At 70.4% G+C, this 15535-nt stretch carries 8 protein-coding genes, 1 rRNA gene and 2 pseudogenes; 9 read left to right on the forward strand and 2 right to left on the reverse strand.

Annotated features, from left to right (window positions below; genetic code table 11):
• The first annotated feature begins 207 nt into the window (after positions 1–207).
• From OJ254_RS13235 to OJ254_RS13255, 5 genes and pseudogenes are all read left to right on the forward strand, one after another.
• Positions 208–1566 carry a phosphomannomutase/phosphoglucomutase gene (locus tag OJ254_RS13235; protein ID WP_265362494.1) on the forward strand — a complete coding sequence of 453 codons (1359 nt, stop codon included), beginning with the start codon at positions 208–210 and terminating at the stop codon, positions 1564–1566.
• A 117-nt stretch (positions 1567–1683) separates the two neighbouring features.
• A complete protein-coding gene (locus OJ254_RS13240; RefSeq protein ID WP_261951126.1) occupies positions 1684–1866 on the forward strand; it encodes a Trm112 family protein in 183 nt (60 codons plus the stop codon).
• A gap of 78 nt (positions 1867–1944) precedes the next feature.
• A complete protein-coding gene (locus OJ254_RS13245) occupies positions 1945–3087 on the forward strand; it encodes an SIS domain-containing protein (protein WP_265362495.1) in 1143 nt (380 codons plus the stop codon).
• 112 nt (positions 3088–3199) lie between these two features.
• Positions 3200–4416 (forward strand): annotated as a pseudogene (manA, locus tag OJ254_RS13250) (mannose-6-phosphate isomerase, class I).
• Between the two features lie 210 nt (positions 4417–4626).
• A pseudogene (locus tag OJ254_RS13255) lies at positions 4627–5584 on the forward strand (cation diffusion facilitator family transporter).
• A 248-nt stretch (positions 5585–5832) separates the two neighbouring features.
• On the opposite strand, the gene OJ254_RS30745 reads toward OJ254_RS13255, so the two are convergent.
• Positions 5833–8049 carry a fructose-specific PTS transporter subunit EIIC gene (locus OJ254_RS30745; RefSeq protein ID WP_279350651.1) on the reverse strand — a complete coding sequence of 739 codons (2217 nt, stop codon included), beginning with the start codon at positions 8047–8049 and terminating at the stop codon, positions 5833–5835.
• A gap of 711 nt (positions 8050–8760) precedes the next feature.
• On the opposite strand from OJ254_RS30745, the gene ahcY reads away from it, so the two are divergent.
• Entirely contained in the window at positions 8761–10218 is a 1458-nt protein-coding gene (gene ahcY, locus OJ254_RS13270; protein WP_265362496.1) for an adenosylhomocysteinase, read from the forward strand.
• A 133-nt stretch (positions 10219–10351) separates the two neighbouring features.
• On the forward strand, positions 10352–10966 hold the full coding sequence (locus tag OJ254_RS13275; RefSeq protein ID WP_265362498.1) for a hypothetical protein: 615 nt from the start codon (positions 10352–10354) through the stop codon (positions 10964–10966).
• A 39-nt stretch (positions 10967–11005) separates the two neighbouring features.
• Here the strand turns inward: OJ254_RS13275 and OJ254_RS13280 are convergent, their stop codons facing one another.
• Positions 11006–11974 (reverse strand): RDD family protein, encoded by a 969-nt coding sequence (locus OJ254_RS13280; protein ID WP_265362499.1) that lies wholly within the window; start codon positions 11972–11974, stop codon positions 11006–11008.
• A gap of 116 nt (positions 11975–12090) precedes the next feature.
• Here OJ254_RS13280 and OJ254_RS13285 point away from each other — a divergent pair, with 116 nt between their 5' ends.
• Together OJ254_RS13285 and OJ254_RS13290 are read left to right on the forward strand one after the other, a co-directional pair.
• The gene (locus OJ254_RS13285) at positions 12091–13098 is read left to right on the forward strand and encodes a stage II sporulation protein M (protein ID WP_265362500.1); all 1008 of its coding nucleotides are present in this window, start codon (positions 12091–12093) and stop codon (positions 13096–13098) included.
• A 718-nt stretch (positions 13099–13816) separates the two neighbouring features.
• Positions 13817–15345 (forward strand): 16S ribosomal RNA (locus OJ254_RS13290).
• The last annotated feature ends 190 nt before the right edge of the window (positions 15346–15535 follow it).

Raw genomic sequence — 15535 nt, forward strand, 5'->3', positions numbered from 1 at the left:
GGGCCGGTTGTGTGGACGTAAAGCGTCAGCAGTCCACACGACCGGCCCCGGAGGCCCGTCACCGCACCCAACACAACCCAGCCCGCCGCAGGCGCAACGGCGAACAACACCCGCGGCGGGACAGACGGGTACGTGGGAGGCACCGCAATGCGCAGCCGAAAAGCGGATAGGTTGGGAGGTCCCGAACACACCCCAGGAGGACCGCCCGTGACCGACCTGTCGCACATCGTCAAGGCATACGACGTACGCGGTGTCGTCCCCACCCAGTGGGACGAACCGCTCTCCGAGCTGTTCGGCGCGGCCTTCGTCGAGGTCACCGGCGCGGACGCGATCGTGATCGGACACGATATGCGGCCCTCCTCGCCGGGCCTGGCCGGGGCCTTCGCGCGCGGTGCCGCGGCCCGCGGCGCCGACGTCACCCTGATCGGGCTGTGCTCCACCGACGAGCTGTACTTCGCCAGCGGCTCCCTCGGCCTGCCCGGCGCCATGTTCACCGCCTCGCACAACCCCGCCCAGTACAACGGCATCAAGATGTGCCGGGCCGGCGCCGCCCCGGTCGGCCAGGACACCGGCCTCGCCGACATCCGCGCCCTGGTCGAGCGCTGGTCCGACGAGGGCGCCCCCGAGCCGGCCGCCACCCCCGGCACCATCGGCGAACGCGATGTGCTCGCCGACTACGGCACCCACCTGCGCAGCCTGGTCGACCTCACCGCGATCCGCCCCCTGAAGGTCGTCGTGGACGCCGGCAACGGCATGGGCGGCCACACCGTCCCCACCGTCTTCGCCGGGCTGCCGCTCGAACTCGACGCCCTGTACTTCGAGTTGGACGGCTCCTTCCCCAACCACGAGGCCAACCCGCTCGACCCGAAGAACATCGTCGACCTCCAGGCCCGGGTCCGCGAGACCGGCGCCGACCTCGGCATCGCCTTCGACGGCGACGCCGACCGCTGCTTCGTCGTCGACGAGAACGGCGACCCGGTCTCCCCGTCCGCGATCACCGCCCTGGTCGCCGCCCGCGAGCTGGCCAAGCACCCCGGCTCCACCGTCATCCACAACTGCATCACCTCCTGGTCCGTCCCCGAGGTCGTCAGGGAGCACGGCGGCACCCCGGTCCGCACCCGCGTCGGGCACTCGTTCATCAAGGAGGAGATGGCCAAGACCGGCGCCGTCTTCGGCGGCGAGCACTCCGCGCACTACTACTTCCGCGACTTCTGGAACGCCGACACCGGCATGCTCGCCGCCCTGCACGTCCTCGCCGCCCTCGGCGGCCAGGACCGCCCGCTGTCGCAGCTGGTCGCCGAGTACGACCGCTACGCCGCCTCCGGCGAGATCAACAGCACCGTCGACGACCAGGCCGGCCGGCTCGCCGCGATCAAGGCCGCCTACCAGGGCCGCGAGGGCATCACCCTCGACGAACTGGACGGCCTGACCGTCACCGCCGACGACTGGTGGTTCAACGTCCGGCCCTCCAACACCGAGCCGCTGCTGCGCCTGAACGCCGAGGCCCGCGACGCCGACACCGTCGCCCGGGTCCGCGACGAGGCCCTGGCGATCATCCGCGGCTGACCCTCCCACGGGCGGGGCACCCGCCCCGCCCGTCCCGCCACACCCCGCCGAGCAGGCCGCGCCCGCCCCACCGGCGGTACGCTGGCCACGCCGCAACCACCCGAAGGAGCAGCGCCCATGCCGGTCGAAGCCAGCTTGATCCAGATCCTCGCCTGCCCGGCGTGCCACGCCCCCCTGGAGGACCGGACCGGCACCGACCCGGCCGAGCTGATCTGCACCTCCGGCGACTGCGGCCTCGCGTACCCCGTCCGGGACGGCATCCCCGTACTCCTCGTCGACGAAGCACGCCGCCCCGCCTGACCCGGGCCCGCCGGGCCCGCGGGTCCGGCACCGCCCGGCACAACCCGCCCGCACCGGCGATCGGAGGCCGCGCCCACCATGCTCGACGAGTCCCTCCTCGACACCCCTGACGCACTGGCTGGCGCCGACCGCTTCGGCCTGCTGCGCGGCGTCGCCGAAGCCGGCGCCCGGGCCCGCACCGCCGCCCGGAGCGCCGCCGAATCCGGCATCCCCGAGCTGACCCCCGACGGACGGCCGCGCGCCGTCCTCGTCGCCGGCCCCGGACCCGCCGCGGCCGGCGTCGCCGACCTGCTGCGCGCCCTCAGCGGCGGCAGCTGCCCGGTCAGCCTCATCCAGCCCACCGGCGTCGCCCCGCTGCCCGGCGCGCTGCGCTGGACGCTGCCCGGCTGGGCCGGCCCGCTCGACCTGCTGCTCCTCGCCGGCCCGGACGCCGCCGACCCTGGCCTCGCCGAACTCGTCGAACAGGCCTACCGCCGCGGCTGCGCCGTCGTCGCCGTCACCCCCGCCGGCGGCCCGCTCGCCGACGCCGTCATCCAGGCCCGCGGCCTCGCCGTCCCGCTCGCCACCACCGCCTACGACGCCGAGTTCGACGTCGAGGGCGCCCCGCCGGCCGCCCCCGGCACCCTCTGGTCCGTCCTCATCCCGATGCTCTCGCTCGCCGACCGGATCGGCCTGATCAGCGCCCCGCAGGACGCCCTCGGCAAACTCGCCGACCGCCTCGACCACCTCGCCGAACGCTGCGGCCCGGCCATCCCCACGTACTCCAACCCCGGCAAGGCCCTCGCCGCCCACCTCGCCGACGCGCTCCCGCTCATCTGGACCGAAGGAACCGTCGCGCACGCCGTCGGCCGGCACTTCGCCACCGAACTCGCCGGCCTCGCCGGCCGCCCCGCCCTCGCCGCCGAACTCCCCGAGGCCCTCACCACCCACCGCACCCTGCTCGCCGGCGCCCTCGCCCCCGGCACCGACCCGGACGACTTCTTCCGCGACCGCGTCGAACAGCCCACGGCGACCACCCTGCACGCCCGCGTCGTGCTGCTGCGGGACCAGGAACCCGGCACGCTGTCCGCCACCCGCGCCGCCCAGACCCTCGCCGAGGAACGCGACACCGCCCTCACCGAACTCCAGCCCGGCCCCGGCAGCGAGCTGGAGATGGCCGCGGAACTACTCGCCATCGCGGATTTCGGTGCCGTTTACCTGGCGCTCGCCGGCACCGAGTGATCATTGGCGGCCGGCCCGCACGCCCGGGCCGGCCGGCCCGCACCCGTGGGCCCGCGAGCCGCACCCCGCGCGCCCGCCCGCCGCCCCGTACGACGTCAGGAAGCAGCACCCCATGGACCGCCTCGCCAACACCGTGCGCCCCTACGCCTGGGGCTCCGCCACCGCCATCCCGGAGCTCCTCGGCACCGCACCCACCGGCGAACCCCAGGCCGAGATGTGGATGGGCGCCCACCCCGGCGCCCCCTCCCGCCTCGACCGCGGCACCGGCCCCCGCTCCCTCGCCGAGATCATCGACGCCGACCCCGAGGCCGAACTCGGCCCCGGCGCCGTCCGCGCCTTCGGCCCCCGGCTGCCCTTCCTGCTCAAGCTGCTCGCCGCCGGCTCACCGCTCTCCCTCCAGGTCCACCCCGACCTGGCCCAGGCCCGCGAGGGCTTCGCCGACGAGGAGCGGCGCGGCGTGCCGCTCGACGCCCCGCACCGCAACTACAAGGACGCCAACCACAAGCCCGAGCTGATCTGCGCCCTCACCCCCTTCGAGGGCCTGTGCGGCTTCCGGCACCCGGCACAGACCGCCGACCTCCTCGAAGACCTCGGCGTCGACGACCTCACGCCGTACGTCGACATCCTGCGCGCCAGCCCCGAGGCGGACGCACTGCGCGAGGTCCTCACCGCCGTCCTCAGCGCCGAGCACCACGCCATCTCCGACACCGTCGAGCGCACCGCCGTCGCCGCCGGCCAACTCGCGGCCAAGGGCGGTCCGCACGCCGACGCCTACGCCGCCTACGCCGGCCTCGCCCACCACTACCCCGGCGACCCCGGCGTGCTCGCCGCCATGCTCCTCAACCACGTCCGGCTCCAGCCCGGCGAGGCCCTCTTCCTCGGCGCCGGCATCCCGCACGCCTACATCAGCGGCCTCGGCGTCGAGCTGATGGCCAACTCCGACAACGTGCTGCGCTGCGGGCTGACCCCCAAGCACGTCGACGTCCCCGAACTCCTGCGGGTGGTCCGCTTCGAAGCCGGCGACGCGGGCGTCCTCCGCCCCGAGGACATCGGCGGCGAGGAGGTCTACGACACCCCCGTCGACGAGTTCCGGCTCTCCCGCTTCGTCCTCGCCCCCGGCGCCGCCCCGCACCCGCTCGCCTCCGCGACCCCGCAGATCCTGCTGTGCACGGCGGGCACGGTCCGGCTCCACGCCGACCGGGACGGGCAACCGGCCGAGGGACCGGCCGAACTGGCCCTGGCCCGGGCGAGTCCGCCTTCGTACCGGCCGGCGAGCGGATCACGCTCAGCGGGGAGGGCACGCTCTTCCGGGCGACGGTGGTGGCGTAGGGCCGGGGCGCGGCCCCGGCGGCACGCCTCCATGGTGGCGCAGCGCGACCGGGACCGCACGGGGAGTCCGCCCTGGGACCGCACGGGAGTCCGTCCGCCAGGTGGCCTCCCCGCATCCGCCGGACGCCGGGCTGCAACAATGACCGCCGCACAGCATTAAAGGGGCGGTAAAGCGGCGAGCCCCGTCGACGGAAGGGACATGCGGCACTCATGAGCGCATCAGGCGGACAAAGGCGATCGTTGCGGCGCTGGGCGCCAACCTGGCGATCGCCGCAGCGAAGTTCGTGGCCTTCGCCTTCAGCGGCTCGTCCTCGATGCTGGCCGAAGGCGTGCACTCCATCGCGGACTCCGGCAACCAGGGCCTGCTGCTGCTCGGCGGTAAGAAGGCCCAGCGCGCGGCCACCGAGGAACACCCCTTCGGCTACGGCCGCGAGCGCTACATCTACGGCTTCCTGGTCTCCATCGTCCTGTTCACCATCGGTGGCGTCTTCGCCCTCTACGAGGGCTACGAGAAGGTCCACAACCCCCACCCGCTGGAGGGCTGGTACTGGCCGATCGGTGTCCTGGTCTTCGCCGTGATCGCCGAGGGCTTCTCGTTCCGCACGGCCATCAAGGAGTCCAACGAGCTGCGCGGCAGGCAGACCTGGACCCAGTTCGTACGCCGCGCCAAGGCCCCCGAGCTGCCCGTCGTGCTGCTGGAGGACTTCGGCGCCCTGGTCGCCTGGTGCTCGCCCTGGGCGGCGTCGGCCTCACCCTCCTCACCGGCAACGGCATCTGGGACGGCATCGGCACCATGTGCATCGGCACGCTGCTGGTGCTGATCGCGCTCGTCCTGGCCGCCGAGACCAAGTCGCTGCTGCTCGGCGAGGCGGCCGGCCCCGAGCAGGTCGCCAAGATCCGCGCCGCGGTCGCCGACGGCGACGTCGTCACCCGCGTCATCCACATGCGCACGCTCCACCTCGGCCCCGAGGAACTGCTCGTCGCCGCCAAGATCGCGGTCCGGCACGACGACACCGCGACCCAGATCGCCGACGCCATCAACGCCGCCGAGGCCCGCATCCGCGAGGCCGTCCCGATCGCCCGCGTCATCTACCTCGAACCGGACATCTACGACGAGACGACCGCCGCCAAGGGCCCCGACCCGGCCAAGACCCCGGGCGGCCACTGAACCGCAGGCACTGCCTGACACCTGATCACGGGCGGGCCCCCGCACTCCCCTGAAGTGGAGCGCGGGGGCCCACTCATCTGCACTGCCCCCTCTGCGGGAATACCTCCCCGTTGCCGCCGCGTTGACGGTCCCGAGGGGGCCCTCGCACCCCCTACGGGATCCGTTCGCCCCCGCCCTACGGGACCTCCCCAGCCCCGACCTCCGGATCCCCTACTGGATCTCCCGGCCGTTACTGGACCTCCCGGCCCTTACTGGATCTCCCCGAGAACGCCCAGCAGCGCCTCCGCATCCGCCGCCTCCTGCAGCCGCGCCCGGAAGTCCGCGTCCATCAGCTTCCGCGACAGCAGCGCCAGGATCCGCAGATGCTCTTCCCCGGCCGCCGCCTCCGGCACCGCGATCAGGAAGACCAGCCGGGCCAGCGTGCCGTCCAGCGAACCCCAGTCGATCCCCTCCGCGGACCGCGCGAACCCGACGACCGGCGCGCTCACCGCGTCCGTCTTGGCATGCGGAATGGCGATCTCCTCACCGAGCCCGGTGGTGCCCTGCGCCTCCCGCGCCAGCGCCACCCGCACCAGCTCGGCCACGTCCGTCACCCGGCCGGTGCCCGCCACCAGTTCCGCCATCTCGCGGATCGCCGCTTCCTTGTCGCCGGCGGCGAGCTCCGTCTTGACGGTTTCCGCGGTGAGATACCCCGAGAGCACCTCAACGGGGACGTCACCCGGGTCAGCGGGAACGTCACCCGGGACGCTGGCAGCCGACTCAGCAGCCCCAACAGCCGCCGCAGCCGACTCAGCAGCCCCAACAGCCGCCGCAGCCGCAGCCGCAGCCGACTCGGCGGCCTCAGCACGCCCCCCAGCAGTCTCAGCAGTCACCCCAGCTCCAGCAGCAGAAGAAGCCACCCCCGCCCCGCCGACCGGAACCGCCCCGCCGACCGGAACCGCCCCGCCAACCGCGACCGGCTCGACCACCCCAGCGATCTCGCCCACCACAGCCACCTCACCCACAACCTCTGACGCAGCGCCCACAGCACCTGACGCAGCGCCCCCAACACCAGACGCAGCGCCCGCCGCGACAGCCGCCCCGCCCTTCCGCCGCTCCGAAAGATCCACCAGCGTCACCGTCGTCAGAGCCGTGACCACCGCCCCGATCACCACGGCGAGGAAGAACGCCGGCACCCCGCCGACCGCCCCCAGCACCGCCACGATCGGCCCGCCGTGCGGCACCGCGTCCGTCACCCCGGTCATCCCCGCGACCGCACCGGCCACCGCGCCACCGAGCATGTTCGCCGGAATGACCTGGGCGGGCCGGGCCGCAGCGAACGGAATCGCACCCTCCGAAATCCCGAAGAGGCCCATGAACAGCGCCGCCATACCCGTCTCGCGCTCCTGCTCGGAGTACAGCCGACGGCGGACCAGCGTGGCCAGCCCCTGCCCCAGCGGCATGACCGGAATCGCCGCGGCACACATGCCCATCACCGTCTGGTTACCGGACGCGATCAGCCCCGCGCCGAACAGGAACGCGGTCTTGTTGACCGGACCACCCATGTCGAACGCGATCATCAGCCCGAGGATCGCGCCGAGCAGGATCGCGCTCGACCCGGTCATCCCGCCGAGCCACCCCGTGAGGTGCGTGAACACCCAGGCGACCGGCTTGCCGATCACGTAGATGAAGAACAGCCCGAGCGCCGTGGTCGCCACGATCGGGATCACGATGATCGGCATGATCGGCTGGACGAACTTCGGGACCCTGACCTTCTTGATCCACTGCACCAGATAGCCGGCCAGGAATCCGGTGACGATCGCGCCGATGAACCCCGCGCCCGTCTTGGAGTCGTACAGCGCGCCCGTATTGGCGATCCAGCCGCCGATCATGCCCGGCACCAGCGCCGGCCGGTCGCCGATCGCGTAGGCGATGTAGCCGGACAGGATCGGCACCATCAGCGTGAAGCCGATGACCCCGACGTCATTGACGTGCTTCCAGAACGAGCCGTCGGGGATCACCAGACCGCCGTCCGCCTGCGGATGCCCGCCCAGCGCCAGCGATATCGCGATCAGCAGCCCACCGACCACCACGAACGGGATCATGTAGCTGACCCCGTTCATCAGCGCCTTGTACGTGACGCTGCGTTCCTTGCCGCCGCTTCCGGACGCCGTCGCCGCCGCGGCCGCCGCACGGCCGCCGGAACCGGCGTCACCGCCGTCCCGACCCCCGTACACCGGCGCGCTCCGCACCCGCTCGATCAGCTGCTCGGGGTGGTGGATGCCCTCGGCGACCCCGACCGCCAGCACCCTCTTGCCGGCGAACCGGCCGCGGTCGACGTCCTTGTCCGCCGCGATGATGATCCCGTCCGCGTCTCTGACATCGTTGTCAGACAGTACGTTCTCAGCCCCGATGGAACCCTGCGTCTCCACCTTGATCTGATGGCCGAGCGACCGGGCCGCCCGGGTCAGTTTCTCGGCGGCCATATACGTGTGGGCGATCCCGGTCGGGCAGGCCGTCACTGCGAGCAGCTTCAGCCCCTGCCCGTCCGTCCCCGCGCCCTCGGGGGATCAGCTGGACTCGTGGTCACGTGGTTCTCCTCACGAACATGCGCGGTCGTGCAGACGTTCTGGCTCTCGCGCTCCAGGCATCCTGCATGACGACCCCGCCTCCGCACAGCCCTCCCGCCACACCTTCCGTTCCCCCTCGCGCGCCGTCGCACCGACCGTTCCGCACCCCTCGCCACCCTTTGCGCACACGCCTCTTGGCCCCTCGCCGGCTCTCCGCCTCCGGCGCCACGTACCGCCCGGATCCGCCCCGCGACCTGTGCCCTCCCGCCCCACGCCGCCCCTCTGCGGCACCCGGACCACCCGCCGGTCGGCCGCCCCGTCCTGGCCGGGACCGCACGGAACCGGCCCTTCCGGCCCCCTCCGGGCTGGGGTTCACTGGGCCGATCGGTGTAGATTCGTGACCAGTGCCAGACGTCGCTGCTGATGGCGGTCGGTCGGCCCGCCCCGCGGACCGGCCGAGGGAGAGAGGGCCTCCGACGGACTGCGCTGCGGCCAGGGGACAGGTGTGTCCGGAGAGGCGACTCGGCCTCTGCGTACGCTCCTTCCGTCAGCTACCGCTGGCAAACCCCAGCCCGCGCCGCAGACTGCCCAGCCCGAAACCACGCGACGCTTCGAGGAGCAGCCCGCATGACGACAGCAGCCACCGGCCAGGACTTCAAGGTCGCCGACCTGTCCCTCGCCGCCTTCGGCCGCAAGGAGATCACCCTCGCCGAGCACGAGATGCCCGGTCTGATGGCGATCCGCAAGGAGTACGCCGCCGCGCAGCCGCTGGCCGGCGCCCGTGTCACCGGCTCGCTGCACATGACCGTGCAGACCGCCGTCCTGATCGAGACCCTGGTCGCCCTCGGCGCCGAGGTCCGCTGGGCGTCCTGCAACATCTTCTCCACCCAGGACCACGCCGCCGCGGCCATCGCCGTCGGCCCCAACGGCACCCCGGACAACCCCCAGGGCGTCCCGGTCTTCGCCTGGAAGGGCGAGACCCTCGACGAGTACTGGTGGTGCACGGAGCAGGCGCTGACCTGGCCGAACTCGCCCACCGGCGGCCCGAACATGATCCTGGACGACGGCGGCGACGCCACCCTCCTCGTCCACAAGGGCGTCGAGTACGAGAAGGCCGGCAAGGTCCCCGCCGTCGAGACCGCCGAGAGCGACGAGCACCGCGCCATCCTGGAGCTGCTCACCCGCACCCTCGCCGAGAACGCGCAGAAGTGGACCAAGCTGGCCTCGGAGATCCGCGGTGTCACCGAGGAGACCACCACCGGCGTGCACCGTCTCTACGAGATGCAGCGCGACGGCGAGCTCCTCTTCCCCGCGATCAACGTGAACGACGCCGTCACCAAGTCGAAGTTCGACAACAAGTACGGCTGCCGGCACTCCCTCATCGACGGCATCAACCGCGCCACCGACGTCCTGATCGGCGGCAAGACCGCCGTCGTCTGCGGCTACGGCGACGTCGGCAAGGGCTGCGCCGAGTCCCTGCGCGGCCAGGGCGCCCGCGTCATCATCACCGAGATCGACCCGATCTGCGCCCTGCAGGCCGCCATGGACGGCTACCAGGTCACCACCCTCGAAGAGGTCGTCGAGACCGCCGACATCTTCGTCACCACGACCGGCAACAAGGACATCATCCTGGCGTCCGACATGGCGCGGATGAAGCACCAGGCGATCGTCGGCAACATCGGCCACTTCGACAACGAGATCGACATGGCCGGCCTGGCGCAGCTCCCCGGCATCGTCAAGGACGAGGTCAAGCCGCAGGTCCACACCTGGACCCACCCCGACGGCAAGGTCCTGATCGTGCTGTCCGAGGGCCGCCTGCTGAACCTGGGCAACGCCACCGGCCACCCGTCCTTCGTGATGTCCAACTCCTTCGCGGACCAGACGCTGGCCCAGATCGAGCTGTTCACCAAGCCGGAGGAGTACCCGACCGACGTCTACGTGCTGCCCAAGCACCTGGACGAGAAGGTCGCCCGTCTCCACCTCGACGCCCTGGGCGTCAAGCTCACCGAGCTCCGCCCGGACCAGGCCGCCTACATCGGCGTCTCCGTCGAGGGCCCGTACAAGCCCGACCACTACCGCTACTGATACCGAGCACCACGCTCCAGCAGCCGGTTGACCAGGCCCTCGCCCTTCACGGCGGGGGCCTGGCCCGTACCGGCCCCGCACCGCACCGCCCCCGACGCACCGAACCGTCGCCGCTCGAAGGACTGCACCCCTCATGCCCCGCGGCCGCTACTCCCTCCACGATCCGCACGATCACACCCCCCTCGGTGAAGAACACTTCCACTGCGCCACCGGCCCCTCCGGCTGGCGCTACGTCTCCCAGATCACCGACCCCTCCGGCGACCACATCGGCTCCGTCGACCTCACCCTCGACGACCTGGGCCGCCCCATCCGGCTCGAACTCCACGCCTCCGCCTGGCAGGTCCGCGGCGCCGCCCTGGACGGCGTCACCTGGGTACGCACCGACCCCACCGGCACCCACGCCACCGAAGGCAACGCCCGCGCCCACGCCTTCACCGGCGCGTCCCCCGCCTTCCTCATCGCCACCGCCCGGCTGCTGCGCCCGGCCCTCGGCGCCGGCGCCGTCCGCGCCCGCCTCGTCGCCTTCACACCCCCCGTCCTCGCGCCCCGCACCCTCGATCAGTCCTGGGCCCTGCTCAACAGCACACCACACGCCACTGACAACGCCCCGCTCATCGCGGACGAGTACCAGGTCAACGACCTGGAGACCGGCGAACAGCACACCGTCCACCTCACCGGCGACGTGGTCCTCTCCGCCCCCGGCATCGAACTCGAATCCCTCGAATCCCCGCCGTCCACCTTCACCTGAGCCGGCCTGAGCCGGCCTGAGCCGGCCGCCGCCCCGCCCTCACATCGGCGGCGCGAACCCCGTACGGGGCGGCCGCGACTCAGACGGGGCAGCCGGCCCGGGAGCCCCCGGCGCCGAGGGAGCCGAAGAAGGAGCGGGACCGGAAGCCGGCGGCGAGGCCGGCAGCGAGGGCGACGACCAGGAAGCCCCCGGCGCAGCCCCAGCCGGAACTCCCGAAGGCTCAAACGGTGAGGCGTAGGCCCCATGACTCGCCGGCGCCGTCCCGAACGCCCGCCGCGACTCCCGCCCCTGCCGCTCCCCGGTGACCGCCGCCAGGTACGCCGCCGGATGCACCCCCGCCGGCACCGGCACTCCGGTGAACCCCCGGAGATCCTCCGCCAGCCGCCCCGCCATCGCCGCCCCGACCTGCGCGTCCAGCTGCCCCATTCGTGCCAGGTACTGCCGGAGGGTCAGCCACCACGCGTCCGGCACCCGCGACAGATCCAGCGCCCCGAGCTCCGCCACCAGCCACGGAGGAGGCGGCGGCAGCGCCGCCCCCACCTCGGCCGCCGGCATCCGCTCCCGTATCACCAGCGTCCCGGCGAACACGTCCCCCACCCGGCGCCCCCGCGCTGACACCAGCGAGGCGATCGCCGCCACCACCCCCATGGTCAGCACGATCTCGATGGCCCCCATGGCACCCCGCACCAGCGCGTGCCGGAACCGGATCGGCCCGCCGTCCTCCCGTACGACCCGCAGCCCGCAGATCACCTTGCCCAGCGACCGCCCGTGGCTCAGCGTCTCGATCACGATCGGAATCCCGACCTGCACCAACAGGAACGCCGCCACCGACACGGCAGCCACCGCCGCGCTGTCCATCGACGACGTCGCGCTGACCAGCAGCATCGACACCGCGATGTACACGCTCCAGCCCACGGCCACATCGACGGCGATCGCCAGCCCCCGGCTCGGCAGCCTCGCCGGCCGCAGCCCCAGCACCACCGCTTCACCCGTGACGAGCTCACTCACGCCGCGCCCACTCCCTCTCGCTCCCCGAAACCCCGCCCGCACCACGCCGGGCCCGGCCAGTCTGCCAAGCTGACTGCGCACTCACCCACCACGGCGCTACGAGGAGCGAACCCCGTATGGACCTCGATGTCTTCATCGCGGCACACCGCGCCGAATGGGACCGCCTCGACGCCCTCCTGCACCGCAAGCGCCGCCTCACCGGCACCGAGGCCGACGAACTGGTCGCCCTCTACCAACGCACCACCACCCACCTCTCCCTCCTCCTCTCCAGCGCCCCCGACCCCGCACTGACCACCCGCCTGACCTCCCTGGTGGCCCGCGCCCGCAGTACGGTCACCGGCGCCCGCAAGGCGTCCTGGCGGGACACCGCGCGCTTCTTCACCACCGCCTTTCCGGCAGCGGTCTACCGCCTGCGCCACTGGTGGGTCCCCACCGCGGTCCTCTCCACCGTGGTGGCCGCCCTCCTCGGCTGGTGGATAGCCGCCCATCCCGAGGTCCAGGCGGCCATCGGCGCCCCCGACGACCTCCGCGCCATGACCCGCCCCGGCGGCGAGTACGAGACGTACTACTCCAGCCACCCCGCCACTGCCTTCGCCGCCCAGGTATGGACGAACAACGCCCAGGCCGTCGCCATGTGCCTGGTACTCGGCGCCTTCCTCGGCCTCCCCGTCCTCTGGATCCTCTTCCAGAACATGCTCAACCTCGGCGTCGGCATCGGCCTGATGTCCTCGGCCGGCCGCCTCGACACCTTCCTGGGCCTGATCCTTCCGCACGGCCTCCTGGAGCTGACCGCCGTCTTCATCGCCGCCGGCATCGGCCTCCGCCTCGGTTGGACCCTCATCGACCCGGGCCCCCGCACCCGCCGCGCCGCCCTGGCCCAGGAAGGCCGCTCGGCCCTCGGCGTGGCCATAGGACTCGCCGCCGTCCTCTTCGTCTCCGGCGCCCTCGAAGCCTTCGTCACCCCCTCAGCCCTGCCCACCTGGGCCCGCATCGGCATTGGCACCGCCACCGAGCTGGCCTTCCTGCTCTACGTCCAGGTGCTGGGCGGCCGCGCGGTACGCGCCGGCGCCACCGGCGACCTCGACCCCGCCGATCGCGACGCCACCCTCCCCACCGCCGCGTGATGTGCGCAGAGCCTCGCTGACCTGCTAATCTCCTCTTCGCCCCGGCGACCGTTGACACGAGCAGCCGGGGGAGGTAGATTCGAACGGTTGCAACGAACTGGACAAGTTCATCAGCGACGGTTAGTCTCTTCTCCGCTTCGCCCAGAATCCTGAATTCGACGAAGCGCAACCGACCACTTACCGGAAGCCCCGGCCGATTCAATTCGCCCGAAACGCTTCTGATAAAGTCGGAAAAGCCAAAAGGCTAACCCCCTCCGACGGGGAATCGGAAACGAATTCGGACCGGTCAACGGAACGAACAAGATCTGATAGAGTCGGAAAGGCCGAAAAGCGAAAGCGAAGCGGCCGAGCCCGCTCCAACAGGGCACCGGAGACGGAAACGGATCTGGTAAGGTTGGAACCGCGAAGAAGCTGAAAGGCCGAAACGCGCCGGCGACAATCAGGACCGCGAGGATCTGATAGAGTCGGAAACGCAAGACTGAAGGGAAGCGCCCGGAGAGCCTGGTGAAACAGGCACAAAGGAAGCGTCCGTTCCTTGAGAACTCAACAGCGTGCCAAAAGTCAACGCCAGATATGTTGATACCCCGTCTACCGGACCGGATGGTCTGGTGACGAGGTTCCTTTGAAGAAAAACACAGCGAGGACGCTGTGAACCGAGGGATTATTCCTCCCTCTGGTTCCGCTCAACGCGAGTGTTCACCGGGAGTACCCGGAAGCATTCACGGAGAGTTTGATCCTGGCTCAGGACGAACGCTGGCGGCGTGCTTAACACATGCAAGTCGAACGATGAACCTCCTTCGGGAGGGGATTAGTGGCGAACGGGTGAGTAACACGTGGGCAATCTGCCCTTCACTCTGGGACAAGCCCTGGAAACGGGGTCTAATACCGGATACGACGCGGGGTCGCATGACCTCCGTGTGGAAAGCTCCGGCGGTGAAGGATGAGCCCGCGGCCTATCAGCTTGTTGGTGGGGTGATGGCCTACCAAGGCGACGACGGGTAGCCGGCCTGAGAGGGCGACCGGCCACACTGGGACTGAGACACGGCCCAGACTCCTACGGGAGGCAGCAGTGGGGAATATTGCACAATGGGCGAAAGCCTGATGCAGCGACGCCGCGTGAGGGATGACGGCCTTCGGGTTGTAAACCTCTTTCAGCAGGGAAGAAGCGAAAGTGACGGTACCTGCAGAAGAAGCGCCGGCTAACTACGTGCCAGCAGCCGCGGTAATACGTAGGGCGCAAGCGTTGTCCGGAATTATTGGGCGTAAAGAGCTCGTAGGCGGCTTGTCGCGTCGGATGTGAAAGCCCGGGGCTTAACCCCGGGTCTGCATTCGATACGGGCAGGCTAGAGTTCGGTAGGGGAGATCGGAATTCCTGGTGTAGCGGTGAAATGCGCAGATATCAGGAGGAACACCGGTGGCGAAGGCGGATCTCTGGGCCGATACTGACGCTGAGGAGCGAAAGCGTGGGGAGCGAACAGGATTAGATACCCTGGTAGTCCACGCCGTAAACGTTGGGAACTAGGTGTGGGCGACATTCCACGTCGTCCGTGCCGCAGCTAACGCATTAAGTTCCCCGCCTGGGGAGTACGGCCGCAAGGCTAAAACTCAAAGGAATTGACGGGGGCCCGCACAAGCAGCGGAGCATGTGGCTTAATTCGACGCAACGCGAAGAACCTTACCAAGGCTTGACATACACCGGAAAACCCTGGAGACAGGGTCCCCCTTGTGGTCGGTGTACAGGTGGTGCATGGCTGTCGTCAGCTCGTGTCGTGAGATGTTGGGTTAAGTCCCGCAACGAGCGCAACCCTTGTTCTGTGTTGCCAGCATGCCTTTCGGGGTGATGGGGACTCACAGGAGACTGCCGGGGTCAACTCGGAGGAAGGTGGGGACGACGTCAAGTCATCATGCCCCTTATGTCTTGGGCTGCACACGTGCTACAATGGCCGGTACAATGAGCTGCGATACCGCGAGGTGGAGCGAATCTCAAAAAGCCGGTCTCAGTTCGGATTGGGGTCTGCAACTCGACCCCATGAAGTCGGAGTTGCTAGTAATCGCAGATCAGCATTGCTGCGGTGAATACGTTCCCGGGCCTTGTACACACCGCCCGTCACGTCACGAAAGTCGGTAACACCCGAAGCCGGTGGCCCAACCCCTTGTGGGAGGGAATCGTCGAAGGTGGGACTGGCGATTGGGACGAAGTCGTAACAAGGTAGCCGTACCGGAAGGTGCGGCTGGATCACCTCCTTTCTAAGGAGCACTTCTTACTCGGACTTGTCCGGGTCAGAGGCCAGTACATCAGCGAGTGTCTGATGCTGGTTGCTCATGGGTGGAACGTTGACTACTCGGCACACTTGAGAGAACGAGCGTTAGTACTGCTTCGGCGTGGAACGCGGTTCGTTGGTCAAGGGTGTCGGGCACGCTGTTGGGTATCTGAGGG

The sequence above is a fragment of the Streptomyces endophytica genome (assembly GCF_026153355.1).
In the GTDB taxonomy this organism is placed as follows: domain Bacteria; phylum Actinomycetota; class Actinomycetes; order Streptomycetales; family Streptomycetaceae; genus Streptomyces; species Streptomyces endophytica.